The following is a 26867-nucleotide window of genomic DNA, read 5'->3' on the forward strand; positions in this document are numbered from 1 at the left end:
GGCCCCGGAGCGCGGCATGCGCTCCGGGGCCGCGGCACGTCCGCCCAGTGGCACCCGTTTCCGTCCGGGGATGCCGGTACGGCAAGATGGGTGTATCTGCCCTCGCGCGGCCACGCCGCACCATGGCCCAGGCGGCGGAGCCGCACAGACCACCTGATAGATCCAGACTGCCGGACGGTTTCTCTTGGCTGAGTACATCTACACGATGCGCAAGACGCGCAAGGCGCACGGCGACAAGGTCATCCTCGATGACGTGACGCTGAGCTTCCTGCCGGGCGCGAAGATCGGTGTCGTGGGTCCCAACGGCGCCGGTAAGTCCACGGTGCTGAAGATCATGGCTGGTCTTGAGCAGCCGTCGAACGGCGACGCCTTCCTCTCTCCCGGCTACACGGTCGGCATGCTCCTCCAGGAGCCGCCGCTGGACGAGTCCAAGACCGTCCTGGAGAACGTCCAGGAGGGCGCCAAGGAGATCATGGGCAAGCTCCACCGCTTCAACGAGGTCGCCGAGCTGATGGCCACCGACTACTCCGACGCGCTCATGGAGGAGATGGGCAAGCTCCAGGAGGACCTCGACCACGCCAACGCCTGGGACCTCGACACCCAGCTCGAACAGGCCATGGACGCGCTCGGCTGCCCGCCCGGCGACTGGCAGGTCACCACCCTCTCCGGTGGTGAGCGCCGCCGCGTCGCACTGTGCAAGCTGCTGCTGGAGGCCCCCGACCTGCTGCTCCTCGACGAGCCCACCAACCACCTGGACGCCGAGTCCGTGCAGTGGCTGGAGCAGCACCTGGCCAAGTACCCCGGCACCGTCGTCGCCGTCACCCACGACCGGTACTTCCTCGACAACGTCGCCGGCTGGATCCTGGAGCTCGACCGCGGCCGCGCCATCGGCTACGAGGGCAACTACTCCACGTACCTGGAGACCAAGCAGACCCGTCTGAAGGTCGAGGGCCAGAAGGACGCCAAGCGCGCCAAGCGCCTCAAGGAAGAGCTGGAGTGGGTGCGCTCCAACGCCAAGGGGCGGCAGGCCAAGTCCAAGGCCCGCCTGGCGCGTTACGAGGAGATGGCCGCCGAGGCCGACAAGATGCGGAAGCTGGACTTCGAGGAGATCCAGATCCCGCCGGGCCCGCGCCTGGGCAGCGTCGTCGTCGAGGTCGACAAGCTCAACAAGGCGTTCGGCGAGAAGGTCCTGATCGAGGACCTGAGCTTCACGCTGCCGCGCAACGGCATCGTCGGCGTCATTGGCCCGAACGGCGCCGGCAAGACCACCCTGTTCAAGATGCTGCAGGGCCTGGAGACGCCGGACTCCGGCGACATCAAGGTCGGCGAGACCGTCAAGATCTCCTACGTCGACCAGAGCCGCGAGAACATCGACCCCAAGAAGACCCTGTGGGCCGTGGTCTCCGACGAGCTGGACTACATCAACGTCGGCCAGGTCGAGATGCCCTCGCGGGCCTATGTCTCCGCGTTCGGCTTCAAGGGTCCGGACCAGCAGAAGCCGGCCGGGGTCCTCTCCGGCGGTGAGCGCAACCGCCTCAACCTGGCGCTCACCCTCAAGCAGGGCGGCAACCTGCTGCTCCTCGACGAGCCGACCAACGACCTCGACGTCGAGACGCTGTCCTCCCTGGAGAACGCGCTGCTGGAGTTCCCCGGCTGCGCCGTGGTCGTCTCCCACGACCGCTGGTTCCTCGACCGCGTCGCCACGCACATCCTGGCGTACGAGGGCGACTCCAAGTGGTTCTGGTTCGAGGGCAACTTCGAGTCGTACGAGAAGAACAAGGTCGAGCGCCTGGGCGCCGACGCGGCCCGTCCGCACCGTGCGACGTACAAGAAGCTGACCCGGGGCTGACCGCCGTGCGACACCTCTACCCCTGCCCCCTGCGCTGGTCGGACATGGACGCGTTCGGTCACGTCAACAACGCGGTGTTCGTCCGCTACCTCGAAGAGGCGCGGATCGACTTCATGCGCCGGCTGGCGCCGGGGGGCGACAGCCCGTCGTTCAAGGGCGGCTCGGTCGTCGCCCGGCACGAGATCGACTACGTGCGGCAGCTGGTCCACCGGCCCGAGCCGGTGACCGTCGAGCTGTGGGTGAGGAAGATCAGTGCCGCGTCGATGACGGTGGGGTACGAGGTCAAGGACGAGGAGACGGTCTACCTCCGGGCCTCGACCGTCGTCGTTCCGTTCAACTTCGCGGAGGGGCGTCCGCGCCGCCTCACCGCGGAGGAGAAGGCGATCCTCAAGGAGTACCTGGACGACGCCGCGCACCAGGAGGGGGCCGTCTCCGCATGACGGCGCTGCACCTGGCCGATGCCGGGGAGGCGGCGGACCTCGCCGCCTTCCTCGCCCGGCTGATCCACTACGACCGCGCGGCGGCGGTGCGGATGCAGGCCGGGGGCGGGGTGCTGGCGGTGTTCGGCCGGCCGCCGTCCTTCGAGGTGCTGGCGATCCGCACGGCGCGGCTCGCGCAGGACCTCACGCTGGATGTCACCGTGTCCGCGGGCGAACTCCTCGAAGGCGTACAGGAGTCGGCGGACCGGGTGACCGTGCCCGCCGCGGTCACCGGCCCGCCGTGGGCCGGGATGCTGCCGCCGCGCGGCGGCTGGACGCGGGTGCCGGGGCTGCCCTCGACGGAGGCGCTGGCGCGCGCGGTGGCCGCGGCGGTCGCCGAATTCCGGGCGCGGGACGAGGCGTTGCCGCCGCAGCGGCGGACGCGGAGCGAGCGCGACCGGATCGGGCGGGAGATATGGTCCCGGACCCTCGGTGACACCCATCTGCCGCTGCGGGCGGTGCATGCGGCGCAGGCGCTCGGGTTCCTGCGGCCGGTGCGGGCCGGCGCGGGGGCGATGGCGGCCAGCGCCGGGGCCGGTGCCGCTGCCGGAGGCGGCCCTGCGGTGCCGCCGGGACTGTCGTTGCTGGCCGCCGGGGGATGGCTGCGGCTGAGCACACCGTACGGGTCGATCGCGGTACGGACCGCGGGCCCGGCGGGGCTTGCCGGGCTGTCGGGGCTGACGGTCTCGCCGGTCTGAGACGGGGCCGCGCCGGCGGGTGGCCGCCGTTGCCGCGGGCCCCGGCCGTTCGCCCTTCGGGCTTGCTCTCAAGCGCTGGACGGGCCAGGTGAGTTGGACGCGGGGCCCGGGCAGGCGTGCCGGAGGTGCCGCGTCGGGTCTTGCGGAGCCCCGTGGCGCCGCGCCGCGGCTTCCGCCGTACGAGACGAGGACAGCGGCCGGCAGCGGGCGGTGTGCGCGCACCCGCGGCTCACGGCATCAGGCCCGATCGTGACGCGGGCACATCAGGGGCAATGTGCCGGGCCTCGGTGTGACAGGTCTCTCACTCCGCCGTGTTGATCATCGATGCCGCCGCATACGTGAGGTAGTTCCACAGCTGCGTCTCGTGGTCCTCGGCCAGCCCGAGGGAGTCCACCGCGTCCCGCATGTGCCGCAGCCACGCGTCGTGCGCGGCCCGGTCGACGGTGAACGGGGCGTGCCGCATGCGCAGCCGTGGGTGGCCGCGGCCCTCGCTGTACGTACGGGGGCCGCCCCAGTACTGCATGAGGAAGAGGGCGAGCCGCTCCTCGGCCGGGCCCAGGTCCTCCTCCGGGTACATCGGCCGCAGCAGCGGGTCCTCGGCGACCCCCTGGTAGAAGCGGTGCACCAGGCGGCGGAAGGTGTCCTCGCCGCCGACCTGCTCGTAGAAGGTCTGCTCCTGAAGCGCGCCGTGCGGAATGTTGTTCACCGGTCCATGGTGGCAGACGCCCCGGCCGAGGACTTCGGTCGTAGGGCGGGGGCGGCCGGACACGACTCCGGGGCGCGATCGGCTGATCACGCCCCGGAGTTGGGGTGCTGCTGCCGGGAGCGGTCAGCCCCGGCGGACTGTCAGGGTCGTCCAGGCGCCGACGTGCACCCGGTCGCCCTCGTGGAGCGGCACCGGCACGTACGGCTGGATCGGCTCCTCGGCGAGATTGATCGTCGTGCCGTTGGTGGAGTTCTGGTCGACTACCGCCCAGCTGCCGTCCTGCTGCTGGACGAGCAGGGCGTGCTGGTGCGAGACGCCCGGGTCCTCCGGCGCGCGGCCCAGGTCGACGTCCGGCGACTCACCGGTGCTGTTCCGGCGGCGGCCGACCGCGATCTGCCCGTTGGCGAGCGGCAGCATCTGCTCGGGGGAGTACGAGGGCAGGTTGAGCCCCGCCGCCTCCGGGCCGCTGCGGGCCATCATCGCCATGAAGTACTCGCGGTCCGGCGCGACGGCCACCACCCAGCCGTCGCCGACGACCGGCGGCGGACCCTGCGGCGGCGCCGCCGGACCCGGGCCGGGAGCGCCGTGCCACTGCCCGTCGGGGCCCGGCTGCTGCTCGTAGGGACCGGGCTGCTGCGGCTGCTGCTCGTACGGTCCGGGCTGCGGCTGCTGCCCGTACGGTGCCGGCTGCTGCTGCTGCGGCTGCTGCGGGAAGGGCGCGGGCGGCTGCTGCTCGAACGGGGCCTGCGGGCCGGGGCCGGGCGGCGCGGGGGCCATCGGCGGGGCCGCGTGCTGGGCGGCCGGCGGGTTCAGCGTCCAGTCGTCGCCCTGCTGCGGGGGCGGCGGACCGGGCTGACCTGCGAGACCGGGGCCGGGCATGCCGGGGGGCGGGCCGGGCTGACCCGGGAAGCCGCCGGGGCCGGGCATACCGGGCGGCGGACCCTGCTGCGGCGGCGGGAAGCCGTAGCCGTCCTGCCCGCCCTGCGTAGCGGATACGGGGGCGCCGGGTCCGGGGGCGGGCGGCGGGAAGCCGTAGCCGCCCTGGCCGCCCTGCGTGCCGGGGCCGGGGGCGCCGGGCGGCGGGGCGAACGAAGTGGGCGAGTTGGTGAGGAAGTTGTAGCGGCACTCGTCGCAGAACGGTGCCATCGCCTGGCGCGGCGTACGGCACTGCGGGCACAGCTCGGGTGCTCCCGGCTGCGCCGGCTGGCCGGGCTGCTCGGCACCGGGGACCGGGAACGGCGCGGGGGCGCCGTGCGGCGGGGTGCCCTGCGGGGGCAGGCCGTGCGGCGGCGTACCGGAGGCGTCGGGAGCGCCGGGGAAGGGAGCGGGCGCACCGGGGAACGGCGCGGGGCCGCCGGGGCCGCCCGGACCGGTGACCGGCGGCGGGAAGCCGTAGCCGCCCTGCGGACCGGGGTCGCCGGGGCCGGGAGCGCCGTGGACACCGGGACCACCGGGGGCGGGGGCGCTGGGTACGGGGGCACCAGGGCCGCCGGGACCGCCGGGTCCGGGGGCGGGCGGCGGGAAGCCGTAGCCGCCCTGGCCGCCCTGGGGACCGGGGGCGCCGGGTACCGGGCCGGGGCCGGGCGCACCGTGTCCGCCCGGACCGCCGGCCGGCGGCGGGCCGGGGTGCCCCGGGGGCGGTGCCGCGGGGCCGGTCGGCTCGGCGGGCGGCGGGGTGTTCAGGAACCCCGCGGGCAGAGAGGGCGGCGGGGGGACAGCGCCCGCCATCCGCTGGCCGCACACCTCGCACCAGTCTTCGGCCACCGACTGGTGGCCGTTCGGGCAGGTCGGCATGTCGGTTCTTCCCCCTCCGTACCATTTCTTCAGGGCGGTACTGATCGGTGCTGTTGGTGATCTTCTGTGGCTTTTTCTAGGGCTGTTCGGCGGCGCGGACGGTGGCCGTCGAGCGTGTTCCGGGAGTCCTCCCGTCGGCCCCGGCGACCTTCGCCCGCAGTCGCACAGTACCGGTCGCGGCATCGACGACGTCCACCACCTTCGCAAGGAGTTTCGCAGTCTCCCCGTTCCCGGAGGCGCGGGCCAACTGCACCGCCCGGCCCAGCATCGCCGCGGCGCGGGCGGCATCTCCCGACTTGCGGGCATCCAGCCCCTGTTGGATGACTTGCGCCAGTTCCGCCCGTCCTGAGTAGTGCGCGACCTGTGGGTCGATCGCCGCGGCGGCGGCCGGATCGTCGGTCCAGACGGCCTTGACGAGTGCCTGCGACAGGGTTTGCGGAGCGGAGCCGTCCGGTCCGCAGAGCACCAGCGAGACCCGGGCGGCCAGCATCCGCCGGCCGAGGCCGGCGTCCGGGACCCGTAAACAGAGGTGGTAGTCACGCGACTCGTCACCCCAGGAGCCGGTCGGATACTCCCCACAGCGGGGGCCCGCCGCCCGCCGCCGGGCGGTCAGGTCCTCGACGGCGGGAGCCACTTGCCGGAGGCGGGCGACCGCGGCGCCGCGCGGCGTCCACACCCGCAGCCCCACACCGGCGACGAGGCCCGCGGCGGCGTCCGGCACCGCCGGGACCGGCCCGTCCGGGCCGGTCCGCTGCGCGGGCACCGGGCGCCCGCCGGTCGTCCCGCCGCCGGTCGCGGTGACCGTGACGACGGCGTGCACCTCCCGTCCGCCCTCGGGAAGGCAGGGGTTCTGGTGTACCTCGGCGGAGAAGCGCGGTACGTGCGACTTGGCGAAGTTGGCCATCTGGTCCGCTCCTTGGGCCCCGCCCCGCCGGCCGGCCCGGGGGCGGACGGCCGCCGCGGCAGGAGGGGCCGGTTGCCCGACTGGTGCGAGGGGGAGGCTCAGGCCGATCCTGCCCCTCCTGTGGGTGCGGGGAACGGCACCAGCGCGACCGTTACGTTGTCGTGCCCGCCGCCGCCGAGGGCGTGCGCGACCAGTGTGCGGGCGCCGTGCAGCGGCCGTACCGGCGCGTCGAGGGGCAGCACCGCGGCCATCGCGTCCGCCGACTCGGCGTAGTTCCACAGCCCGTCCGTGCACACCACGACGATGCCGGGGCCGTCCGGTTTGAACACCGCGGTGTGCGGCTCGACCTCGTACGCGTCCGCGCCCAGCCAGCCGGTGATGGCGTGGGCCCGCTCGTCGGCGTTCGCCTCGGCCTCGGTCATCAGGTTGTTGGCGACCATCTGGGCGGCCCAGGAGTCGTCCTCGGTGAGCCGGACGGGCGGTGCCGTGCGGTCGTCGGGGATCCAGTAGGCGCGGCTGTCGCCGACCCAGCCGACGGTCAGCAGCCCGCCGCCGACCACCGCGCCGACGAAGGTGCAGGCCGGGGCGTTCTGCTGGCGGTACTCGTCGTGCGCTATCGAGGGGTCGGCGGCCAGCGCGTCGACTGCCGCGGAGGCCGCCATGATGGCCTCGTGCATGGCCTGCTGGGGGTGCGTACCGCGCACCAGCGACAGCCGCAGGGCGGTACCCGCCGTCTCGGACGCCGCCTTGGACGCGTCGTCCGGGCGGGTCGCCGAGGAGACCCCGTCGCAGACCACCGCGACCACGACGGGCGAACCGTCCGGCAGCTCGGTGGCGGCCAGCGCGTAGAAGTCCTCGTTGCGGTGGTGGCGGTGGCCGCGGTCACTGACCGCCGCGATACCCGCCAACTCGCTCTCCAGGTGATCGCGTTGACGCCCGGGCGCCGGCGGCGCGGGGGACGGGGGGCCGGGGGACGGGGCGGCGGAGGACGGGGCCTCGGGGGCGGCGTCCACAGCGGCGCCGAAACCGGTGTCCGGTCCGGTGTCCGCACCGGCGTCCACCGAGCCGCCCGGCACGGGTTCCCCTTCTCCTTCCCGTCCCCCTTCCCCTACCTGTTCCTCTTCCCGTTCCTCTTCGCCGTCCCCGGCTGCTTCCGCTTCGGCTTCCGCCGTTGCTTCCGCCTCTGCTGGTGCGTCTGTTTCGCCGGCCGCTCGCGACGCCGTCCCGGTCGGTTCCCGCGCGGAGGCATCTTCCCCGGCCGCGGGCCGCGCCCCGCCCGGTGCTGCCACCGCTTCTTCCCTTTCCGCTGCCTTGTTCCCTTCCGCTTCCCCTCCTACTTCCCCTCTTACTTCCCCCCCTGCTTCTCCTTCTCCTTCTCCTTCTCCTTCTCCTTCTCCTTCTGCTTCCGCTCCGGCCGCGGCGTCGGCGACGGCCTCGTACCCCACGACCCGGGGGTCGGCGGGCCGGGCACCGGGCGCGGCGGGTACCTGGCCCGGCGCCGGCGGCGCGCCCGCATCCCCGTACGGAATGCGGGTCTTGGGGTCGGGCGGCGGCGGCCCCGCCGGGGCGGCGGCCCCCGCGGGCGGCCCGAACCCGGCCGGCGCCCCGTACGCCGCCGCCGGCGCGGCCTCGCGGCTCGCCGGCGCGCCGTAGCCGCCGGCCGCCACCACCGGCGGCCCGTCCGGCCTTCCGTCCCCCGTCACGGCGGGCGTCAGGAGTTCGGCGCCGCACCGCCCGCAGAAGTTGTCCCCCGTATCGAGCAGCTCATCGCAGCTCCGGCACCGGGACGGCCCAGTCACACCCATGTCACACCCACGTCCTGGGGCGGAAGCGGTTGGCCCGTTCCACCAGCTCGATCCTTTCCTCGCCACGCTGCGCAAGCCGCGCGAGCAGGCGGTACGACCGCTCCAGCCCGAACCGCAGGCCGCGTTCGTCCAGTGCGCTGCCGAGCAGCGGTGGCCGCTGCGGCGGTACGGTCGGCGCGGCGGCCCCGTCCGGCCGTTCGCCGTCCGGTCGTTCATCCGGCCGGGCACCGTCCGGCGGCCGGCCGTCCGGCCCGTCGCCGTGGCTCCCGGAGAGTACCCAGTCCAGGGCGCTGCCCAGTACTTCGGTGGCCAGCTGCGCCCGGCGCCGGTCGTCCAGCCCGAAGTCGGCGAGCGCCTCGACCTGTTCGGCGGCGGCCCGCAGATCCGGCAGCAGCGCCTCGCGCGGCGAGCGTTCCCGCAGCCGGGCGCGGACCGCGGCGACCCGGGCGGCCGTGTAGTGGATGGACGACTCCGGCACCGACTCCAGGGCCTCCACGGCGCCCGCCCGGTCGTCGGCCGCCAGCCGCACCCTGGCCAGCCCGAACGCGGCGCTGACGTAGCCGCGGTCGGCCGTCCACACCAGGCGGTAGTACTCGGCGGCGTTCTCCAACTGCCCCAGCAGCTCCGCGCTGATGCCCAGTGCCAGCTTCGGCGCCGGTTCGCCCGGGAAGGCGTCGTAGACCGCGTCGAAGGCCAGCGCGGCCCCCTCCCGGTCGCCGGTCGCCAGCGCCACCAGCCCGCGGTGCCACACCGTCCGCCAGTCCGCGTCCGCCTCCGGCTTCCCGGCGGCCCACCACTCCTCGCCGCCGTGGCCGGTACCCGCCCCGGCGGGCTCCAGGGCCGCCAGCGCCGCCACGCCGTCGCCCAGTTCCAGACGGGCCCGCAGCATGCGCAGCCGGACCTCCGGGGAGTCGGCGGGCGCCGCGCGCAGGGCCGCCAGCAGCTCGGCCGGGGCGGCGTGCAGCCCGGCCAGGAAGCCGGCGTTGGGGTCGTCGGGGTCCACTCGCGGCACCGGAAGCGCCAGCGCGGCCCCGGCCGTGTCGAGCGGTCGCAGCACGGGACCGGGGGGCGCGCCCCCCGGCTCCGCCGCCACCGCGCCGGCCGGGGGCGCCCCGCGGGCGCCCAGCCGCGAGCCGTCGCCCGCCGCCGACACCATCAACTCCGTGTCCACGACCCGCAGTTCCGGTCCGAAGAGGGTCGACAGCGCCGGCCGCTGCTCACCCGACCGGAGCGCCATCACCTCCCGCAGCACGCCGGTCAGCTGCTCGGCCATCTCCTCCGCGGACGCGAACCGGCGGTCCCGGTCCGGGTCCGTGGCGCGCACCAGCAGCCGGTAGAACGACTCGTACGTCCGGAACACCTCGATGTTGTCCGGGTCCGGCAGCGAGTCCGCGAAGACGTTGGTGTAGCCCTGGAAGTCGAAGGTGAGGACGGCGAGGGTGCGTGCGACGGTGTACAGGTCGGAGGCGACGGAGGGGCCCAGTTCGGCGACCTCGGGCGCCTGGTAGCCGATCGTGCCGTAGATGGGGCTCTCGTGGTCGTCCATCCGGCGCACCGCGCCCAGGTCGATCAGCTTGAGCTGGTCGTTCTGCTGGATGGCGTTGTCGACCTTGAAGTCGCAGTACAGCAGCTTGCGGCTGTGCAGATGCCCGAGCGCCTCCAGGGCCTCGATGCCGTACGCGCACGCCTGCTCGACCGGCAGCGGATCGCGGCGACCCTGGGGCGTGCGCCGCTCGTTGGCGAGGTCCTTGAGCGACTTGCCGCCGACGTACTCCATGACGATGTAGCCGTCCCGGCTGCCCGTCGCCCGGTCCAGGTGTTCCACGAAGTTGTAGATCCGCACGATGTTGGAGTGCTCGATCGCGGCGAGGAACCGCCGCTCGGACACCGCCGCCGCCAGCGCCTCCTCGTCACCGGTGTCCAGCAGGCCCTTGAGCACCACCCACCGGTCGTCGACCGCGTGGTCCATCGCCAGATAGATCCAGCCCAGCCCGCCGTGCGCGAGGCAGCCCACGACCTCGTACTGGTCGTGGACGACGTCCCCGGGCCGCAACTTGGGCACGAAGCTGTACGGATGGCCGCACTTGGTGCAGAACCCCTCCGTCCATCCCGGCTCGCCGCCCCGCCCGCGGCCCACCGGCGCTCCGCACTCACCGCGGCTGCAGAACCGCTTCCGCTCCGGGACCTCGGGGTGCGCCAGCACCGCCGACCGCGGATCGGGCCGCGGCACCGCGGGGACCGCCACCAGGCCCGCCCCCAGCCGCCCCCGCGACGACCCGGAACCGGAACCGGTGCCCGCGCCGCCGCCCGGACCCGAACCGCGCGCCGACACCGCGGATCTCTCCCGGGCCGCCTCGCCCTCCGCGAGGGCGCGCGAGCGGCGCCCGGCGCCGGACCGCCCGGACGCACCGCCGCCGGCACCGTCCTCCCCGTCCCCGCTGCGGTCGCCGCGGCCGCCGGACGCGTGGGTGCCGGCCGTCCCGGGGGAGCGCACCCCCGTCGGCGGGGGCGCCGCGACCGTCGCCGCACCCCCGATGAGCGCCCGCGCCGTCACTCCCGTGGCCGGCGACGACAGCAGCCCCTCGGGCGAGACCACCGGCGCCAGCCCGCAGACGCCGCAGTACAGTTCGCCGTCGCCGACGTCCTCGTACCGCCCCCCGCAGTCCCGCCGCTGGCACCGCGCCCCGTCCCGCTCCGTCACGACTCCCCCTTGCCGTCCACCTGCTCCAGAGCCAGCGCCTCCGCCGCCGCCTCCTGATACCGCCACACCGCCTGTTCGGCCGCCCGCAGATCGCACGGCGCGCTCCACAGCATCCGCCGCGCCACGTCGTACCGCTCCACCAGCAGCGGATCCTCCGCCGGCCCGTGCCGCGCCACCCTCGCCCGGTACGCGTCCAGCCGGCCGCGCAGCTCGGCGCGCACCGCCAGCGGGGCGGTCACCGCCGTCAACGACTCACGGGCCCGCTGGAGTTCGTCCTCGGCCCGCTCCTCCAGACTGTCCAGCAGCGGCGACAGCCGGTGCCACTGCGCCCGGCGGCGGTACTCCGCGGCCGCCGCCAACTGCTCGTGCAGCACCGTCGACGGGCCGCTGACCGCCGGCACCTCCGACGCGGCGATCTTCGCCAGCACCTCGCCGCGGGCCTGCCGCGCCTCGGTGAGCGTCCGGTCCGCCCGCGACAGCACGTCCCGCAGCACCATCAGCCGCCGCTCCGCGTCCTGCCGCACGTCCAGCACCGCCGCCACCTCGCGCCGGATCTCCTCCAGCGCCCGTGCCGCCCGGTCGTAGCGGGCGGTGTCCGGACGGCCGCCGCCGGGCGCCGAACTCCCCGTCGACGACGACACCCAGAACGCCAGCGGATCCGCGATCACCTGGGCACGCAGCCGCACCAGCTCGTCCGTGATCCGCTCCAGGTCGTCGCCCGCCGGATGCTCCCCGGGACGCACCCCCACCGAGTGCGCCAGCGACCGCGTCCGCTGCAACTCGGCGGCCAGCAGGTCTATACGGGCCGGCAGCGCCGACCACACCGCGTCCGCCGCCACGATCACGTCCAGCGAGCGCGCGTACAGCCCGTTCATCCGCTCGACCAGCCCCTCCAGGCTGAACCGCTCGCCCGGCGCCGGCACCTCGCCCTCCGGCCCGCCGGCCGCCGCACCCGGCACCGTCACCTCGCCGCCCCGCAGCAGCCCCGTCAGCTCCGCGAGATCCTCCACCGACGGCCAGCGCCGCCGGGCGCGCAGCTCACGGGCCGCCGTCAACACCGCCGTATAGGCGTCGAACAGCGACCACAGCACCGTGATGGACCGCTCCGTCGCGGCCCAGCGCTCCTTGGTGGTACCCGACAGATCGGCGCCCTCCAGGAGCCGCCGGCCGGCATGGTCCTGCAACGCCAGCAGCGACGTCTCGATCGCCTCGTACTCGGCGCCGAGCCGCGCCAGCGCGCGGTCCACCTCCTCCCGGTCCAGCGCCGGGGCATCGGGCCTCCCCGCCGAGCCGGGGAAGGGTCCAGGGACCCCCATCGATCACCTCTCCAATACGCATACGGTGCACGGCGGTTGGTGCGCCTGGGTCACTCGTCGGTCCTGCCGCTCCCTCTCCTCCCGCTCCAGCCCTTCCATTCTCCTGGCGATTCCCTGGCCGGTGGTACCTTTCCGACGCCTCGCAAGGGGCCGGTTCGGGCCGGACCGCGACCTTCGGGTGGGAAGCTTCCTCCTTCGGGTGGGGAGCGGAGTCACCGTGACCCCCTCGGGCGCTCCGTGGGTCACCCGGCCACTGGCCGAGGGCCGTCAGTCGCTGTACTCCGGCGACGGCGGCCCCGATATCCCCGGCAGATCGGCCTTCAGCCACGTGCGGTACGCCCGCATCCAGGGGCTGTCGGCACCGCCGCCCCGATAGTCGTCCAGGACCTTGTTGACCCGGCGCACCAGATCCGTGTCGTCCTTGTTCATCGCCACGCCGTACGACTCGTCCGTGAACGGCCTGCCCTTCAGCTCGACCGTCGGATCCTGCGCCGCCTGCGCCGCCGCCAGCGCACTGTCGGTGACCACCGCGTCCGCCTCGCCGAGCTGCAGCCGCACCAGGCAGTCGAGTTGGTTGGGCACCCGCAGCACCCGCGCGCCGTGGCTCTGCGCCGCCAGCGCCGTCTCCCCCGTCGAACCGGCCGCCGTGCACACCCGCTTGCCGCGCAGCGAATCGTCGAACGCCCGCACCGACGACGACTTCGGCGCCAGCACCTGCTGCCCCGCCTGGAAGTACGCCGTCGAGAACGCCACCTGCTCCTTGCGCGTGCAGTTGATCGTCATCGTCCGCACCACCATGTCGACCGTGCGCTTCTGCACCGCCGGGATCCGCTGGTTGGTCGGCACCGCCTGGAACACGACCTTGGCGTCCGGCCCCAGGATGTCCCTGGCTATCGCCCGCGCCAGATCGATGTCGAAACCCTCCAGCCGCCCCGTACCGGGGTCGCGGTACCCCCACCGGTAGGTGTTCTGGTCGACGCCGACGACCAACTGGCCCTTCTTCTTGATCCGTTCCACCGCCGGACCGTCCTCCGCCGACGGCCGCAGGCTCTCCGCGGCAGTGCCCGCAGTGCACTGCGCCGCCGCCGACCGGGCCGCCGCCGTCCCCGGCCCGTACGCGCGATGCACCGCCGGAGGGCCGGACACCCCGTCCGGAGCGCCCGCCGCGGCGTCCCGGCCCAGCGCCGGCACCAGTACGGCCGCGGCCACCGCCATCACCGACATACCGGCCGCGACCGGCGCCAGGACGGCACGCAGATTCCCGAGCCCTCGCGCGCGCATCCTCATGTCCCTCCCACCCGGCTCACCCGGCTCACCCGGCCCCATCATCGGTACTCCGACAGCCTGCGCCCGATACCCAGCACCGCACCCGCCGCGGCCAGCACGGCCAGCACCCCGGCCCCCTTCGCCAGCCCGGCGAACGCCCCGCGCCCGCCGTCCGCCGCCGACCGGAACCTGTCCTGCTCATGCACCAGCGCCTGCTGGAGCCCGGCGTCGACCCGGTCGAACGACGCCCCCGTAGAGGCACCCGGGCCGATCACCTTCGCCAGCGCCCGCCCGTAATCCCCCTTGTCGTCCGCCTCCCGCGCCTCGGCGTGCCGCGCCTGCCATTCCCCCACGGCCGCCACCGCGTCGCGCACCGGCCGCCGCCCCGCATCGTCGCCCGCCAGCGCCAGCGCCGCCCCCAGCCGGCCGCCGGCCGCCGCCCCGCCCCGGCCGGCGCCCACCAGATCCTGCATCCCGGCACGGAAGCCGACCTCGTAGAAGTCCTTCTGGTCGCCGGTCAACACCGCGCCGCGCGCCACCAGCGTCAGATTCTCGTCCCCGCGCGCCTGAAGGGCGTCGATCCGCGCCTTGTTGAGCACCCGCAGCGACCGGGCACCGTGCTCGTACGAACGCGTCAGCCCCGCACGCGCCACCGTGTGCCCCGCCACCAGCCACAGCAGCACCGCCACCGACGCCGCCGTGGCCGCCAGCAGACCGGTGTTGAACACCCTGTTGGTGCACCGGTAATGCCTGCGCTGCGCCCACACCAGCGCACCGATGGCCATCACCCCCGCAGCCAGCGCGAACAACGGCCATGCCTTCGCCCGCCCGTAGTCGGCGGACAGCCGCACCGTCTCCGCCTCGTACAACGCCCCCGCCGCCGGGAGGAGTTCCTCGCGCATCTGGTCGTTCGCATACCGCAGATACGCGCCGCCCAGCGGCAGCCCCAGCCGGTTGTTCGTCCGCGCCGTCTCGACCAGTCCCGTATAGCGCGGCAGCAGCTTGCCGAGCCTGGCGATCTGCACCCGGGCAGGATCCGTCGTGCCCGAACCCCGGGTGTTCGCCGACGCCGTGACCAGCAGCTCCGACGCCGTCGCGATATCCGCCGCATACCGGGCGCGGGTCGCCGTACTCTCCGCGCCGCCCACCAGGAACCCCCCGGCGGCCGTCGTGTCCGCGTCCGCCAGCGACCGGTAGATGCTCGCCGCGTCCGCGGTCAGCGGCTGGCTCCGCTCCACCACGTCGTCGGCCGCCGCCGACCGGCTCGACACCTGCCAGGCCGTGGCCGCCCCGAACAGCAGCACCAGCAGCGCCAGCACCGCCCCGATCACCCGCAGCCGGCCCGGCTCCGTGACCGCCGCGGCCCGCAGCCGGTCCAGGCCCTCCGCCCACGCGGTGCGCCGCCGCACGCCGGGCTCCGGGGCGCCGCCGGCCAGCGCGGACACCCCGGACGGCACCGCGGAAACCGACGTCACGGACGATGTGGACGACACCGACGAACCACCCCCTAGGTCGCTGACTGCGGGCCCGGCCCCCGCCCCGGCACCCGCGAGAGCGCTCACGGGCACGGGTGCACGGCCGTCAGTATGTCCTCCGCCACCGACAACCACACCGGTCTTGACCCGATCTTGCTCGGATTGCCATCCGCCCCACAACCCACCCGGCCCGCCCGCTCACCCCACACCACGCCCGCCCGCCGGGCGCGGTTCCACGGCCCGGCGGGCGGCCGGAACGGAGGGCGGCCCTCCGGCCGGAAGCGGAGGGTAGCCCTCCGCCGGGATGGGTGGGTGGTCTTCGGCCGGGACGGGGAGTGGTCTGCGGTCGGGACGGGGGTGGCCGATCGGCTGGGGCAGGAGGGGGCCCGCGCCCTGGTCCGACCGCAGCCCGCCGGAACGGGCACCCTTCCGTCGCGTCCGTACCTGCACCTGCACCTGCACCTGCACCTGCACCTGCATCCGCGCCCGTGCCCGCACCCGGGCCCGCATCCGCGCCCGCACCTGCACCCGGGCCCGCTTCCGTACCCGGGCCGGTATCCGTACCGCCCATGACCGCCGCACGACCACCGGCCGCCGCATTACAGTGGCCGGGGAATCACCGGACATCGGGCGACCGGTATCGGGTGGCCCGGGGGACCGTGCGGCGTATGCCGGACGACCGGCCGAAGGGAGTGATCGCGTGCAGACCGTCCGCAAGGGCAGGGTGTCCCTCGTGGAGTCGGCGACCGACGAGATCCGCGGCCAGATCGTCAACGGCACCTGGCCCGTGGGCAGCCGCATCCCGCCGGAGAGCGCCCTCGCCGAAACGCTCGGCGTCAGCCGCGCCTCGGTCCGCGAGGCGGTCCGCTCCCTCGTCCACTCCGGGCTCCTCGAACCCCGGCAGGGCGACGGCACCTTCGTGATCTCCGACGACGACAGCGCGGTCGCCCTCCGCCGCCGCCTGGAGCGCGCCGAACTCACCCATGTCACCCAGGTCCGCCAGGGCCTCGACGTGGTCGCCGCACGGCAGGCCGCCAAGCACCGCACCGACGCCCAACTCGCCGGCATCGAGGCCGCGCTGGCCCGCCGCAAGGCCGCCCTCGCCGCGCACGACAGCGAGGTGTTCACCGCCGCCGACGCCGAGTTCCACGTCCTGGTGGCCGAGGCCGGCGACAATCCCGTGCTCGCCGACATCTACCGCTCCCTCAGCGCCGCGCTGCGCGATGAACTCCGCCGCGCCGCCTGCCTCGACACCGCCACCGCGGCCCCCACCGACCCGCACTCCCGCCTCACCGACGCGATCCGCGCCCGGGATCCGCAGGCCGCCGTCGACGCCGCCGTCCTCCTCCTGGCCGGCCATGTACGGGACCTGGCCCTGCCGTTCGACGACTGACCGTCCGCGACGACTGACTGCCCGAGACGACTGACCGCCCGCGGCCGTCGTCGCGGCCCGGTCATCCCCGCACAGGTCGCCCAGTCAAGGGGCGCGCGCCCCGCCCTCCACGCCCCTCGATTCACTCCCGCACGCCGGTGACGCCCACCCCGCCGCCGACTACTCTGAGTTACGAAAGGTGGTCACCGCGCCACCCCACCCACTCATCGGAGGCACGACCGTGCGCTACTGGAACAAGCTTCTCGCCCCGCTCGCCAAGTCCCCCGCCGGGCCGCCGACCGCCCCAGAACCCACCCCAACGGCCAGCGGATTCCTCACCATCGGCGCCACGACCTACATCAACCCGGCCGGTACGTACCCCATCTTCCACGCCGCCGACGGCTCACTCACTGCCATCATCAACGACACCGACCACCACATCACCATCGTCACGGAACGCGAGCATTCCCCACCACCCACCGACATCGTCCTGGCCCCCGGCGAACGTACGGAGACGGGCCGGGGGGACTGCGTCCAGGTCGGCTGAGCCGGGCACCTGCCGACCGGAGCCGGGCAGCAGACGCAGCCGCCCTGCGCCCCGTCCCGATGCGCAGGCCCAGGTCCGGGGACGGTCTACCTCCAGGCCCCCCGCAGCCGCGCATAGGCCGCTGCCCCCTTCCGCACCCCTGCCCGGTCCAGGGCGTCGAGTGCCGCGCCGAGCACCGGTGGGGCGGTGACGACCTGGGGGACGGCCTTCGGTGCCCGCTCCGCGAGGAGGTGGGTGAGGTGATCGTGGAGCAGGGGATGGCGGGCCGCCAGCACGCCGCCGCCGAGGATCACCGGGGTGGGTTCGGAAAGGAGGTCGAGGCGCCGCAGGGCGACGGTGGCCAGGAGAGCGATCTCTTCCGCCTGGCGGGCCACGATCCCACGGGCGAGGGTGTCGCCGGCCGAGGCGACATCGAAGAGAACGGGGGTCAGTTCGTGGCGCCGGGCGTCGGGGATCCGTTGGAGGTGCAGGGCCTCGATCAGCTCCGGCATGGTGCGCAGGCGGAAGTGCGCGGGAAGCGCGCGGGCGAGTTCGGTCGGGGCGCCCCGACCGTCCTCGGCGCGGGCCGCGTGCCACAGCGCCTCCTCGGCGAGAAAGGAGCCGCCGCCCCAGTCGCCGGAGATCCGGCCGATCGACGGGAAGCGGGCGGTGGCTCCACCGTGGCCCAGGCCGGCGCAGTTGATGCCCGCGCCGCAGACCACCGCGACGCCCAGCGGTTCGCCGTCGTCCGGGAGCCCGGCCCGTAGGAGGGCGAAGGTGTCATTGCGGACGGTGACGGTGCCGGACCAGCCGCGGCGGGCGATCTCGGCGGTCAGGCCGGTCACCTCGGCCGGGAGGTCGGCGTTGGCGAGGAAGGCGGAGATGTGGTCGACGGAGCCGCCGCGGGTCAGTCCGGCCTGCGCCCGTGCCGATGCCACCAGCGGCGCCAGGACGTCCACCGCGCGGGCGGCGCCGACCGCCGGGGGCTGGAAGCCGCCGCCGCGGGCCCGGCCGAGGACCCTGCCGTCCACGGTCACCAGTGCCACATCGGTCTTGCTGTTGCCCGCGTCGATGGCGAGCGCCGTGCCGGTCAGGCCCACGTGAGGTGCTCCCGGTTGTGCGCGATCAGCTCGTCGGTGAGCCGGTCCGCGTAGTCGAGTTGGCCGATGAGGGGGTGTGCGAGGAGCGCCGAGAAGACCCGGTCCCGGCCGCCCTTCAGGGCAGCCTCCAGGGCCAGGTGTTCATAGGCCGTGACATGCGCGACCAGACCACTGAAAAGGGGGGCGAGGGGGCGGAGGGGGAGGGGGGCGGCCCCCCGGGAGGTCACCGTCGCCGGGACCTCGATCACCGCGTCGTCGGGCAGGAACGCGAACGTGCCGTTGTTGAAGGTGTTGACGATCTGGGTGTCACCGGGCCCGGGAGCCCGGACGGGCCGCCGGCCGCCGGTGCCGTGCCCACCGCCGGTCTGAGGAGCAACGCTCGGTACGCCCCCGCCCCCGCCCCCGCCCCCGTCCCCGCCCCCGCCCCCCGTGCCGCCGGGCTGGACACCGGAGTTGGCGAGGTCGGCGGCGTCGGTGGCGTCGTCGATGCCGGTGGCGTCGGCCGGGGCGGGCTCCATGGGGGGTGTGCGCAGGAGTGAGGACGTCAGGTTCACCGCTGCCTCGGAGTAGAAGGCGCCGCCGCGTCGGGCGAGGAGGGCCGGTTTCTCCGTCAGGGACGGGTCGGCGTACAGGTCGAGGAGTTGGCGTTCGATGGCGGCTACCTCGGTGGCGCGGGAGGGCCTGGTGCGCAACTCCCTCACCACCGCGTCGTGTTGGTAGAAGTAGCGGAGGTAGTAGGAGGGGACGGCGCCCAGGTGGTCCAGGACGGCGCGGGGCATGCGGAGGTCGGCGGCGATGGCGTCGCCGTGTGCGGCGAGGAGTGCGGGGAGGACGTCGTCGCCGTCGACGCGTACCGCGCGTTCCCAGGTGAGGTGGTTGAGGCCGAGGTGTTCCAGCTCGACCTGCTCGGGGGCGACGCCGAGCAGTGCGGCGAACTTGCGCTGGAAGCCGATGGCCACGTTGCACAGTCCGACGGCCTTGTGGCCGTGGGTGAGCAGTGCCCGGGTGACGATGCCGACGGGGTTGGTGAAGTCGACGATCCAGGCGTCGGGGCAGCGGCGGCGGACCCGTTCGGCGATGTCGAGGACGACGGGGACGGTGCGCAGCGCCTTGGCGAGGCCGCCGGCGCCGGTGGTCTCCTGGCCGACGCAGCCGCACTCCAGCGGCCAGGTCTCGTCCTGGTTGCGGGCGGCCTGGCCGCCCACGCGGAGCTGGAGGAGGACCGCGTCCGCGCCGTCCAGGCCGGCGTCGAGGTCGTCGGTCCAGGTGATCCGGCCGGGGTGCCCCTGCGCGGCGAAGATCCGGCGGGCCAGCGCGCCGATCAGTGCCAGCCGGTCGGTGGCGGGGTCGACGAGGACGAGTTCGGCCAGCGGCAGGACATCACGCAACCGGGCGAAGCCGTCGACGAGTTCGGGGGTGTAGGTCGAGCCTCCGCCGACCACTGCGAGTTTGATGCGGGGGTACGGGGGGCGTCCCCCGGAAGTCGGCAGCATGTCCGTTTCAGCCCTTCACTCCGGTGAGTGTGACGCCTTCGACGAAGGCTTTCTGCGCGAAGAAGAAGACGACGATGACGGGGGCCATCACCAGCACGGTGGCGGCCGTGGTGAGGTTCCAGTTGACGTTGTGGGCGCTCTTGAAGGACTCCAGGCCGTAGGAGAGCGTCCAGGCGGCGGGGTTCTGCGCGGTGTAGATCTGCGGGCCGAAGTAGTCGTTCCAGCAGAAGAAGAACTGGAAGAGGGAGATGGCGGCGATGCCGGGGCGGGCCATCGGGACGACGATGCGCAGGAGGGTGCGCAGTTCGCCGCAGCCGTCCACCTTGGCGGACTCCAAATATTCCTGAGGGATCGTCAGCAGGAACTGGCGCAGCAGGAAGACGGAGTAGGCGTCGCCGAAGGCCATGGGGATGATCAGCGGCCAGACGGAGCCGGCGAGGTGCAGTTGCTGCGCCCAGACCAGGTACATGGGCATCACGACGACCTGCGGCGGCAGCATCATCGTCGAGATGACCAGGATCATCGCCACCCGGCGCCCGCGGAAGCGGAGCTTGGCCAGAGCGTAGGCGACGGGGACCGCCGAGCAGACGGTGAAGAGGGTGCCCAGGCCCGCGTAGAGCAGGGAGTTCCGCCACCAGTCGAGGAAGCCGGGGGTGGTGAACACGGTCGCGTAGTTGGACCAGTGCCAGGTGTGCGGCCACAGTTCGCCGCTCATGGCCTGGTCGTCGCTCATGACGGAGGTCAGGAGGACGAAGACGAACGGGAGGAGGAAGAAGAGGGCGGCGGCCAGGGCCGCGGAGTGGACGGCGATCCAGTGCAGCAGCCGCTTGCGGCGGGCGCGGGCCGCGGGGCCGCCGGCGGCGCGGGGGGTGCGGGCCGGGGCAGGGCGCTTGGGAAGCGTCGTGGTGGTCACGTCGGATCGTTCCTCCGCCACGTCGGATCGTTCCTCCGCCACATGGCGTCGGTCTTCCGTGACGTGGGATCGGTCCTTCGTCACATCGGGTCGGTCCTCCGTCATGGCGGGTCAGTCCTCCGCCGGGAGCAGGCCGGCGCGCCTGCGCATCAGCAGGGTGGTGACGGCCATCGCGAGGGCGAACAGGACGAGGGAGAGCGCACAGGCCGCGCCGGTGTTGAAGTTCTGGAAGCCCAGCGAGTAGACGAGCTGCGGGACGGTGAGGGTGGAGTGGTCCGGGTAGCCGGGCTGGATGACGGTGCCGGGCCCGATGGAGACGCCGGAGGCGAGCTTTCCGGCGACCAGCGCCTGGGTGTAGTACTGCATGGTCTGGACGACGCCGGTGACCACCGCGAACAGCACGATCGGGGTGATCGACGGCCAGGTGACGTAGCGGAACTTCCCCCAGGCGCCGGCCCCGTCCAGCTCGGCGGCCTCGTACTGCTCCTTCGGTACGTCGAGCAGCGCCGCCATGAAGATCACCATCAGGTCGCCGATGCCCCACAGGGACAGCAGGACGAGTGACGGCTTGGCCCAGTGGGGGTCGTTGAACCACGAGGGGGCGGGGATGCCGGCGGCGCCGAGGATGTCGTTGACCGGGCCGGTCGCCGGGTTGAGCAGGAAGACGAAGGCGACGGTGGCGGCCACCGGGGGCGCCAGATACGGGAGGTAGAACGCGGTGCGGAAGAAGCCGGCGCCGGCCTTGACCCTGGTGACGAGCAGGCCGATGCCCAGCCCGAAGGCGACCCGCAGCGCGACCATCACCACGACCAGCCAGAGCGTGTTCCACAGCGCCGGCCCGAACAGCGGCATCTGGGTCAGGACGTATGTCCAGTTCCGCAGGCCCACGAATGCGGGCCGCTCGATCTGGTTGTAGTGCATGAACGAGAAATAGACGGTGGCGATCAGCGGATATCCGAAGAAGACCGAGAAGCCGATGAGCCAGGGGGAGAGGAATCCCGCGATGCGCAGTCGTTCGCGGGTGCGTTTGCGGCGCAGCGCGGGCGCGGTGGTCGTCATGGCTGCCATGGGGCGCTCCGTCAGTTCTCGGACTGGAGGTTGTCGGCGTCTATCTGTGCGTCGAGTGTGCGGAGTCCCGCGCCGAGATCGCGGACCTTTCCGGCTTCGACGTCGTACGCGAAGTCCTGGAGCGCGGTGACGTATTGGCCGCCGTTGTCGGACGGCGGCATTGCGGTGCTGTGCGGATTCGCGGTGATGTCGAGGAAGGTGCGGAAGGTCGGGTCGGCGTCCAGTTTCGGGGAGGTGAGCGCGGCGTTGGTGGAGGGGACGTTGTGGAGGGCGTTGGCGAGGGCGACGACCTGGTCGGTGTCGACGGTCAGGAATTTCACCAGTTCCCAGGCGGCGTTCTGGTGCCGGCTGCTGTGGGCGATGCCGGCGACCGTTCCGGTGAGGTAGCCGCGGCCGTAGGTGTCGGCCCGGTCGTCCGGTACGGGCATCGGCGCGGTGCCCCAGGCGAACGGCGCATGGGCTTTCTTCAGCAGCAGGCCGCGCCATTCGCCGTCCATGTGCATGGCCACCTTCTGGGTCAGGAAGGCGTTCTGTGAGGACATCTCGTCGCCGAAGGTGGTACGGAACCTCTCCGTCGGGCCGTATCCGCCCTGGGCGTCGATCAGTTGCCGCTGGGTGGTGAGGAATTCCTCGGTCGCCGGGTCCTTCGCCAGTTGCGCGGCTCCGTTCCGGTCGAAATAGGTGGGGCCCCACTGGGCGAACAGCCGGTCCGGACTGTTCTGGTAGAGGCGGAAGTTGGGCATGAAGCCGAGTTGTCGGTACGCGCCGTCGGCGGTGCGCCGGGTGAGTTTGACGGCGTCCTGTTTCAGTTCGGACATGGTGTGCGGGGGACGGGTGATGCCGGCTTTTTCGAAGGCGTTCTTGTTGTAGTAGAGCCCGTAGGTGTCGGCGAGCAGTGGCAGGGCGCACTGCTTTCCGCGGTACCGCGTATAGGCGAGGAGGGGCTTGGGGAAGACCTTCTCCTTGACCACTCCGGTCTTCTTCAGGAAGGGGTCGAGGTCCGCCCACATTCCGGTGGTGCAGTACTGGCCCACGTTGTTGGTGGTGAACGACGAGACGACGTCGGGTGCGTCGCCGCCGCCGGCCCGCAGCGCCTGGTTCATGGTGTCGTCGGTGACGTTTCCGGTCGCCCGCACCCGGATGTTGGGGTGGAGTTTCTCGAAGCGGGCGATGCTGTCGTCGACGGCCTTCACTTCGTCGGCGTTGGACCAGCCGTGCCAGAACGTGAGGGTGACCGGCGCGGTGGGGTCGTCGCGGTCGCTGCCGATGGCGGGACGGGCGCATCCGGCGAGGAGCAGTCCGGCGCCGGCCAGTGCCGCCGGCAGGCAGATACGCAGACGCGGGAGCGGCATGGCGCCATCCTTTGCGGCAGGGGCGTGCGGGGCGGTCGGGGCGGTGACGGCGGTGACGGCCGTGACGGCGGTGTGGCGGCGGCCGGTCGCCGGCGCGGGGTGCCCATGTGGTGCCTACGCGGTGCTCACGCGGTGTCGAACACCGCGTCGCGGGCCTCGTCGAGTGCCGTGCGGAGGGCGCCGGTGAGGATGGGGTTACCCGCGATGTCGCTGATGCGGATGTCGGGGCGGGGCAGCGCGAGCCCGGTGAACTCCTCCTCGACCAGGGCGCGCAGTGCCTCGCCGCCGGCCTGCGGGACCTCGCCGGAGAGCACCACCAGCCGCGGGTCGACGACCGCGACGACCGCCGCCAGCCCGGTCGCCAGCCGCCGTGCCACCTCCGCGCGGACGTCGTCCCGGGCAAGCGCCCCGGCGACGGTGCGGACCTGCGACGCCCCGTGTTCCCGGGCCAGTTCGATGACGCTCGGTGCCCCGACCAGCCGCTGGAAGCCGCCGCCGGCGTCGGGCCGGGCGGCACTGCGGTCGCCGCCGCGGGCCAGTGGGGCGCCCGGCAGCGGCATGTAGCCGATCTCGCCGGCGCCGCCGGTGGCGCCGCGCAGCAGCTGGCCGCCGAGGACGATCGCGGCGCCGACGCCCTCGTCGACCCACACCAGGACGAAGTCGTCGAAGTCCTGGGCGGCGCCGTCGTGTTGTTCGGCGACCGCGGCCAGGTTGACGTCGTTCTCGATGACGAGGGGGATGCCGAGGACGGCGGTCAGTTCGTCCTTCACGGCCCGCGACTGCCAGCCGGGGAGGTGGGGGGCGTAGCGCAGTCGGCCGGTCTGCGGGTCGAGTGCGCCGGGGGTGCCGATGACCGCGCCGTGCAGCCGCTCGCGGTCCAGCCCGGCCTGGTGCAGCGCCTCGTCGACGGCCTGGGCCACCAGCCGGGCGGTGCGGTGTGGGGTGTCCTCGGCGACCGCGTCGGTGCCGACGCGTGCTTCCCCGAGGACCCGGCCGGTGATGTCGGCGACGGCGGCGGTGATGCCGAGTGGGTCGACGGCGAGCGCGGCGACGTGCGCGGCCAGCGGATTGACCTCGTACAGCTGGGCGTTGGGGCCCGGACGGCCGGTGACGTTCCCGGTCGTGCGCACCAGTCCGGCGGCGGCGAGCCGGGCCAGGAGCTGGGAGGCGGTGGGCTTCGACAGGCCGGTCAGCTCGCCGATCTGGGTGCGGGTCAGCGGCCCCTGGGACACCAGCAGGTCCAGCGCGGCCCGGTCGTTCATCGCGCGGAGTACCCGAGGTGTGCCGGGAGTTCCCTGTCCTGCTGTGGCCATGGTTGCCGCCCACCCCGTTTCTGTTAGGAAACCTTCCAATTCCTGGAAGGGAAGGTAGGCCGCACATCAGGGGCGCGTCAATGGCTACGGCGGTGGATTCGCCCGCCGCGTCGCCGCGGTCGGGGCGTCGTGTGCCGCGGAGCCCGCCGCGGGCAACGGGCGCCGTACGGGCCGGACATGGTGAAGGGGGGCGCCCGGTGGTCAACCGGTACGCCCCCCTCTTCCCCCGAGGGATCCCCCCGTCCCTCCCGGGGCCGGAATCCCCCGTACGCCGCTCCGGCCCCCGTTCACAGCGGTCTGACGGTGCTAGCCCTCCTGCCAGTTGACGCTGCCGACGCCGGTGCCGCCGTCGCAGGTGGCCTCGGAGTGGTCGCGGGCGCCCGGGTTGAGGGTCCGCCACGGGCCGGTCTGGTCGGGCCACCAGCCGCAGACCACGGTCACCCGGAAGGCGATGGTGCGGTTGGTGTTGTTGGTGCAGTCCGCGGTGCCCCGGCGGCCGTCGGTGTTCGTGGTGCAGCTGAGGTCGTTCTGGATCCGGGCGGACGCGGAAGCGGGGGCGGCGGCCGTCAGGGCCGCCGCGCCGCCGAGCATCAGTACCGAGGCGACGGCCCCCGTGGCCACGCGATTGCGGATGGTCATCCGTACATCTCCTTCTCCGTCGTGCGCACCGGCCGCGCGGGGTGTCCCGTGCGGACCGGCGGTGCTGACATCCGGCACACGATGCGGGGGAGCGGTACGTATGACAGAGGGAGGTGTGACGTGCGTCACACCTCCCTCTGTGTCGTGCCGGGCTACTTCTCCAACTGCGGCGGCGGGATCGGGTTCAACCTCTGCGACTGCGGGGACGCCGGGTTGCCGAGGGCCGAGGGGGCGGTCATCCCGGCGGCCGGGTCGGCGGGCGCCGCGTCCGTCTCGTCGGCGACCGGGCGCGGTGCGAGGTGGATGCCGGCCGCGTCCAGTGCCTGCTTGACGCGCCAGCGCAGTTCGCGCTCCACGCCGGCCGACTTGCCGGGCATGGTCTTGGCCGTGACACCGATGGTGACGGTCTCCAGCGAGACCTCGCGCAGGCCGAGCACCTCCACCGGCTCCCACAACTGCTCGTTCCAGGGCTCGGCCTTGGACATCTCCTCGCCGGCGTCGGCGATCACCGTGCGGGCCCGCTCCAGGTCCTGGTCGGCGGCTATCAGCACGTCGACACTGGCGGTGGACCAGCCCTGGCTGAGGTTGCCGATCCGCTTCACCTCGCCGTTGCGGATGTACCAGATCGCGCCGTTGGCGCCGCGCAGCTTGGTGACCCGCAGGCCGACCTCGATGACCGTGCCGGTGGCCACGCCCGCGTCGATCTCGTCGCCGACGCCGTACTGGTCCTCCAGGATCATGAAGACGCCCGACAGGAAGTCGGTGACGAGGTTGCGGGCGCCGAAACCGATCGCGACACCGGCCACGCCCGCGCTGGCCAGCAGCGGGGCCAGGTTGATCTGGAGGACGGAGAGCACGGTCAGCGCCGCCGTGCCCATGATCACGAATGATGCGACGCTGCGCAGCACCGAGCCGATCGCCTCGGAGCGCTGCCGCCGCCGCTCGGCGTTGACCAGCAGCCCGCCCAGCGCGGTGCCCTGGGCGGCGGCAGCGGTGCGGTTCATCCGCTCGATGAGCTTGGTGATGGTGCGGCGGATCACATGCCGCAGGACCACCGCGATGACGAGGATCAGCACGATCTGCAGGGCGGACGTGAGCCACGTCCCCCAGTTCGCCTGCACCCAGCCGGCGGCGTTGGTGGCCTTCTGGGTGGCCTCGTCGAGGGAGGTCGGACCGGTTGAGCCGGCCGCGGCGGTGCGCAGCGGCGCGGCGGTGGCCGACGAAGCGGACCAGTACACAGCGGAACCTTCCGTGAGGGACAGCACGCCCGGCCGTGCTGGGACCCAACGGGCCGGGCAGATCTAACACACTAACGGGGCAACGAGGGCAGACCGCGCCTGTGTTCGATCACCGCGGCCCCGGAACGCCCGGAAAGAGCCGGATCCGGCGGGATCTGCGCGGGTGTGGTGGAAAACACCTCGGGCCCGTTACCTGGTCATGGTGGCGCTCCGACCAGGCACCGGGGGACACTGTGGGGAGATCGTCCCGGCGCGAGCCACGCGCCGCCGGCGTACAAGGAGGCACCCGTGCCGCATGTCCTGGTCCTCAACGCGTCGTACGAGCCGCTCGGCGTCGTACCGCTCCGCCGCGCGCTCATCCTCGTCCTCAATGAGAAGGCCGTCAGCCTTGAGGAGTCCGGCGCCCTGATGCACAGCGCGACCCATGTCATACCGGCTCCGAGCGTGGTCCGCTTGAAGCGGTTTGTGAGAGTGCCCTTTCGTGGCCCCGTCCCACTGACCCGCCGGGCGCTGTTCGCGCGTGACGGCGGGCGCTGTATGTACTGCGGTGGCGTCGCAACCAGCGTCGACCACGTCATCCCGCGCAGTCGCGGCGGCCAGCACACCTGGGAGAACGTCGTCGCCGCCTGCCGGCGCTGCAATCACGTCAAGGCCGACCGCCATGTCGCCGAGATCGGCTGGCGGCTGCGCCATCAGCCCGCCCCGCCGTCAGGACTGGCGTGGCGGATCATCGGCACGGGCCATAGGGACCCGCGCTGGCTGCCCTACTTGCAGCCGTACGGCGCGGATGACGCCCTGGCCCGGATCGATGCCGTATCGGCATAGATCCGGGTTTTGTCGTGGGGGGGGGGGGGGGGGGG

Annotated in this window: 20 protein-coding genes and 3 pseudogenes; 6 read left to right on the forward strand and 17 right to left on the reverse strand. The window is 73.4% G+C overall.

What is annotated here, in order from left to right:
* Nucleotides 1-184 precede the first annotated feature (184 nt).
* The 3 genes from ettA to ACO1BR_RS12925 are packed head-to-tail and all read left to right on the forward strand — an operon-like array spanning nt 185 to nt 3026.
* Nucleotides 185-1849: an energy-dependent translational throttle protein EttA gene (gene ettA / locus ACO1BR_RS12915; RefSeq protein WP_426795205.1), complete on the forward strand. Its 1665-nt coding sequence runs from the start codon at nt 185-187 to the stop codon at nt 1847-1849.
* Nucleotides 1850-1854: 5 nt separating this feature from the next.
* Nucleotides 1855-2289, forward strand: a complete 435-nt coding sequence (locus tag ACO1BR_RS12920; RefSeq protein ID WP_426795206.1) for an acyl-CoA thioesterase — start codon at nt 1855-1857, stop codon at nt 2287-2289.
* On the forward strand, nt 2286-3026 hold the full coding sequence (locus tag ACO1BR_RS12925) for a hypothetical protein (RefSeq protein ID WP_426795207.1): 741 nt from the start codon (nt 2286-2288) through the stop codon (nt 3024-3026). The genes ACO1BR_RS12920 and ACO1BR_RS12925 overlap by 4 nt, the downstream gene beginning before the upstream one ends.
* 301 nt (nt 3027-3327) lie before the next feature.
* Here ACO1BR_RS12925 and ACO1BR_RS12930 read toward each other — a convergent pair whose 3' ends face one another.
* The 8 genes and pseudogenes from ACO1BR_RS12930 to ACO1BR_RS12965 form a co-directional block, all read right to left on the reverse strand.
* Nucleotides 3328-3732 carry a globin gene (locus ACO1BR_RS12930; protein ID WP_426795208.1) on the reverse strand — a complete coding sequence of 135 codons (405 nt, stop codon included), beginning with the start codon at nt 3730-3732 and terminating at the stop codon, nt 3328-3330.
* Between the two features lie 123 nt (nt 3733-3855).
* On the reverse strand, nt 3856-5526 hold the full coding sequence (locus tag ACO1BR_RS12935) for an FHA domain-containing protein (protein ID WP_426795209.1): 1671 nt from the start codon (nt 5524-5526) through the stop codon (nt 3856-3858).
* 76 nt (nt 5527-5602) lie between these two features.
* Nucleotides 5603-6223, reverse strand: a pseudogene (locus ACO1BR_RS12940) (hypothetical protein); the annotation flags it as partial.
* A 305-nt stretch (nt 6224-6528) separates the two neighbouring features.
* Nucleotides 6529-7875: a PP2C family protein-serine/threonine phosphatase gene (locus ACO1BR_RS12945; protein WP_426795309.1), complete on the reverse strand. Its 1347-nt coding sequence runs from the start codon at nt 7873-7875 to the stop codon at nt 6529-6531.
* Between the two features lie 361 nt (nt 7876-8236).
* Entirely contained in the window at nt 8237-10936 is a 2700-nt protein-coding gene (locus tag ACO1BR_RS12950; protein ID WP_426795210.1) for a tetratricopeptide repeat protein, read from the reverse strand.
* Entirely contained in the window at nt 10933-12252 is a 1320-nt protein-coding gene (locus ACO1BR_RS12955) for a hypothetical protein (RefSeq protein ID WP_426795211.1), read from the reverse strand. Before ACO1BR_RS12955 ends, ACO1BR_RS12950 begins: the two co-directional genes overlap by 4 nt.
* A 267-nt stretch (nt 12253-12519) precedes the next feature.
* Nucleotides 12520-13539, reverse strand: a complete 1020-nt coding sequence (locus ACO1BR_RS12960; protein WP_426795212.1) for a glutamate ABC transporter substrate-binding protein — start codon at nt 13537-13539, stop codon at nt 12520-12522.
* Nucleotides 13540-13577: 38 nt separating this feature from the next.
* Entirely contained in the window at nt 13578-14993 is a 1416-nt protein-coding gene (locus tag ACO1BR_RS12965; protein ID WP_426795213.1) for a hypothetical protein, read from the reverse strand.
* A 700-nt stretch (nt 14994-15693) separates the two neighbouring features.
* On the opposite strand from ACO1BR_RS12965, the gene ACO1BR_RS12970 reads away from it, so the two are divergent.
* Entirely contained in the window at nt 15694-16386 is a 693-nt protein-coding gene (locus ACO1BR_RS12970; protein ID WP_159503731.1) for a FadR/GntR family transcriptional regulator, read from the forward strand.
* 220 nt (nt 16387-16606) lie between these two features.
* Entirely contained in the window at nt 16607-16912 is a 306-nt protein-coding gene (locus tag ACO1BR_RS12975) for a hypothetical protein (protein WP_426795214.1), read from the forward strand.
* An 86-nt stretch (nt 16913-16998) separates the two neighbouring features.
* Here the strand turns inward: ACO1BR_RS12975 and ACO1BR_RS12980 are convergent, their stop codons facing one another.
* From ACO1BR_RS12980 to ACO1BR_RS13020, 9 genes and pseudogenes are all read right to left on the reverse strand, one after another.
* Complete coding sequence (locus tag ACO1BR_RS12980; RefSeq protein WP_426795215.1) at nt 16999-17991, reverse strand: N-acetylglucosamine kinase; 993 nt, start codon at nt 17989-17991, stop codon at nt 16999-17001.
* Nucleotides 17982-18389, reverse strand: a pseudogene (locus ACO1BR_RS12985) (6-phospho-beta-glucosidase); the annotation flags it as partial. The gene ACO1BR_RS12980 and the pseudogene ACO1BR_RS12985, both read right to left, overlap by 10 nt.
* A gap of 132 nt (nt 18390-18521) precedes the next feature.
* Nucleotides 18522-19445: pseudogene (locus tag ACO1BR_RS12990) on the reverse strand (6-phospho-beta-glucosidase); the annotation flags it as partial.
* 46 nt (nt 19446-19491) lie between these two features.
* The gene (locus tag ACO1BR_RS12995; RefSeq protein WP_426795216.1) at nt 19492-20397 is read right to left on the reverse strand and encodes a carbohydrate ABC transporter permease; all 906 of its coding nucleotides are present in this window, start codon (nt 20395-20397) and stop codon (nt 19492-19494) included.
* 111 nt (nt 20398-20508) lie between these two features.
* Nucleotides 20509-21465 (reverse strand): carbohydrate ABC transporter permease, encoded by a 957-nt coding sequence (locus ACO1BR_RS13000; protein ID WP_426795217.1) that lies wholly within the window; start codon nt 21463-21465, stop codon nt 20509-20511.
* An 11-nt stretch (nt 21466-21476) separates the two neighbouring features.
* Nucleotides 21477-22817: an extracellular solute-binding protein gene (locus tag ACO1BR_RS13005; RefSeq protein WP_426795218.1), complete on the reverse strand. Its 1341-nt coding sequence runs from the start codon at nt 22815-22817 to the stop codon at nt 21477-21479.
* Nucleotides 22818-22942: 125 nt separating this feature from the next.
* Nucleotides 22943-24130, reverse strand: coding sequence for an ROK family protein (locus ACO1BR_RS13010; protein WP_426795219.1), 1188 nt, complete (start codon nt 24128-24130; stop codon nt 22943-22945).
* 306 nt (nt 24131-24436) lie between these two features.
* Entirely contained in the window at nt 24437-24769 is a 333-nt protein-coding gene (locus ACO1BR_RS13015) for a hypothetical protein (protein ID WP_426795220.1), read from the reverse strand.
* Between the two features lie 152 nt (nt 24770-24921).
* Nucleotides 24922-26007, reverse strand: coding sequence for a mechanosensitive ion channel family protein (locus ACO1BR_RS13020; protein WP_426795221.1), 1086 nt, complete (start codon nt 26005-26007; stop codon nt 24922-24924).
* 288 nt (nt 26008-26295) lie between these two features.
* Here ACO1BR_RS13020 and ACO1BR_RS13025 point away from each other — a divergent pair, with 288 nt between their 5' ends.
* Nucleotides 26296-26832 carry an HNH endonuclease gene (locus ACO1BR_RS13025; protein WP_006605595.1) on the forward strand — a complete coding sequence of 179 codons (537 nt, stop codon included), beginning with the start codon at nt 26296-26298 and terminating at the stop codon, nt 26830-26832.
* Nucleotides 26833-26867: the final 35 nt, after the last annotated feature.

It is taken from the genome of Streptomyces sp. YGL11-2 (assembly GCF_050054615.1).
GTDB lineage: Bacteria > Actinomycetota > Actinomycetes > Streptomycetales > Streptomycetaceae > Streptomyces.

Excerpts from the sequence above, each read along its gene's own strand:
- ACO1BR_RS13005 (WP_426795218.1), bottom strand. The coding sequence starts at position 22,817 with ATGCCGCTCCCGCGTCTGCGTATCTGCCTGCCGGCGGCACTGGCCGGC.
- ACO1BR_RS12925 (WP_426795207.1), top strand. The coding sequence starts at position 2,286 with ATGACGGCGCTGCACCTGGCCGATGCCGGGGAGGCGGCGGACCTCGCC.
- ACO1BR_RS12960 (WP_426795212.1), bottom strand. The coding sequence starts at position 13,539 with ATGAGGATGCGCGCGCGAGGGCTCGGGAATCTGCGTGCCGTCCTGGCG.
- ACO1BR_RS13015 (WP_426795220.1), bottom strand. The coding sequence starts at position 24,769 with ATGACCATCCGCAATCGCGTGGCCACGGGGGCCGTCGCCTCGGTACTG.
- ACO1BR_RS12955 (WP_426795211.1), bottom strand. The coding sequence starts at position 12,252 with ATGGGGGTCCCTGGACCCTTCCCCGGCTCGGCGGGGAGGCCCGATGCC.
- ACO1BR_RS13010 (WP_426795219.1), bottom strand. The coding sequence starts at position 24,130 with ATGGCCACAGCAGGACAGGGAACTCCCGGCACACCTCGGGTACTCCGC.
- ACO1BR_RS12935 (WP_426795209.1), bottom strand. The coding sequence starts at position 5,526 with ATGCCGACCTGCCCGAACGGCCACCAGTCGGTGGCCGAAGACTGGTGC.
- ACO1BR_RS13000 (WP_426795217.1), bottom strand. The coding sequence starts at position 21,465 with ATGGCAGCCATGACGACCACCGCGCCCGCGCTGCGCCGCAAACGCACC.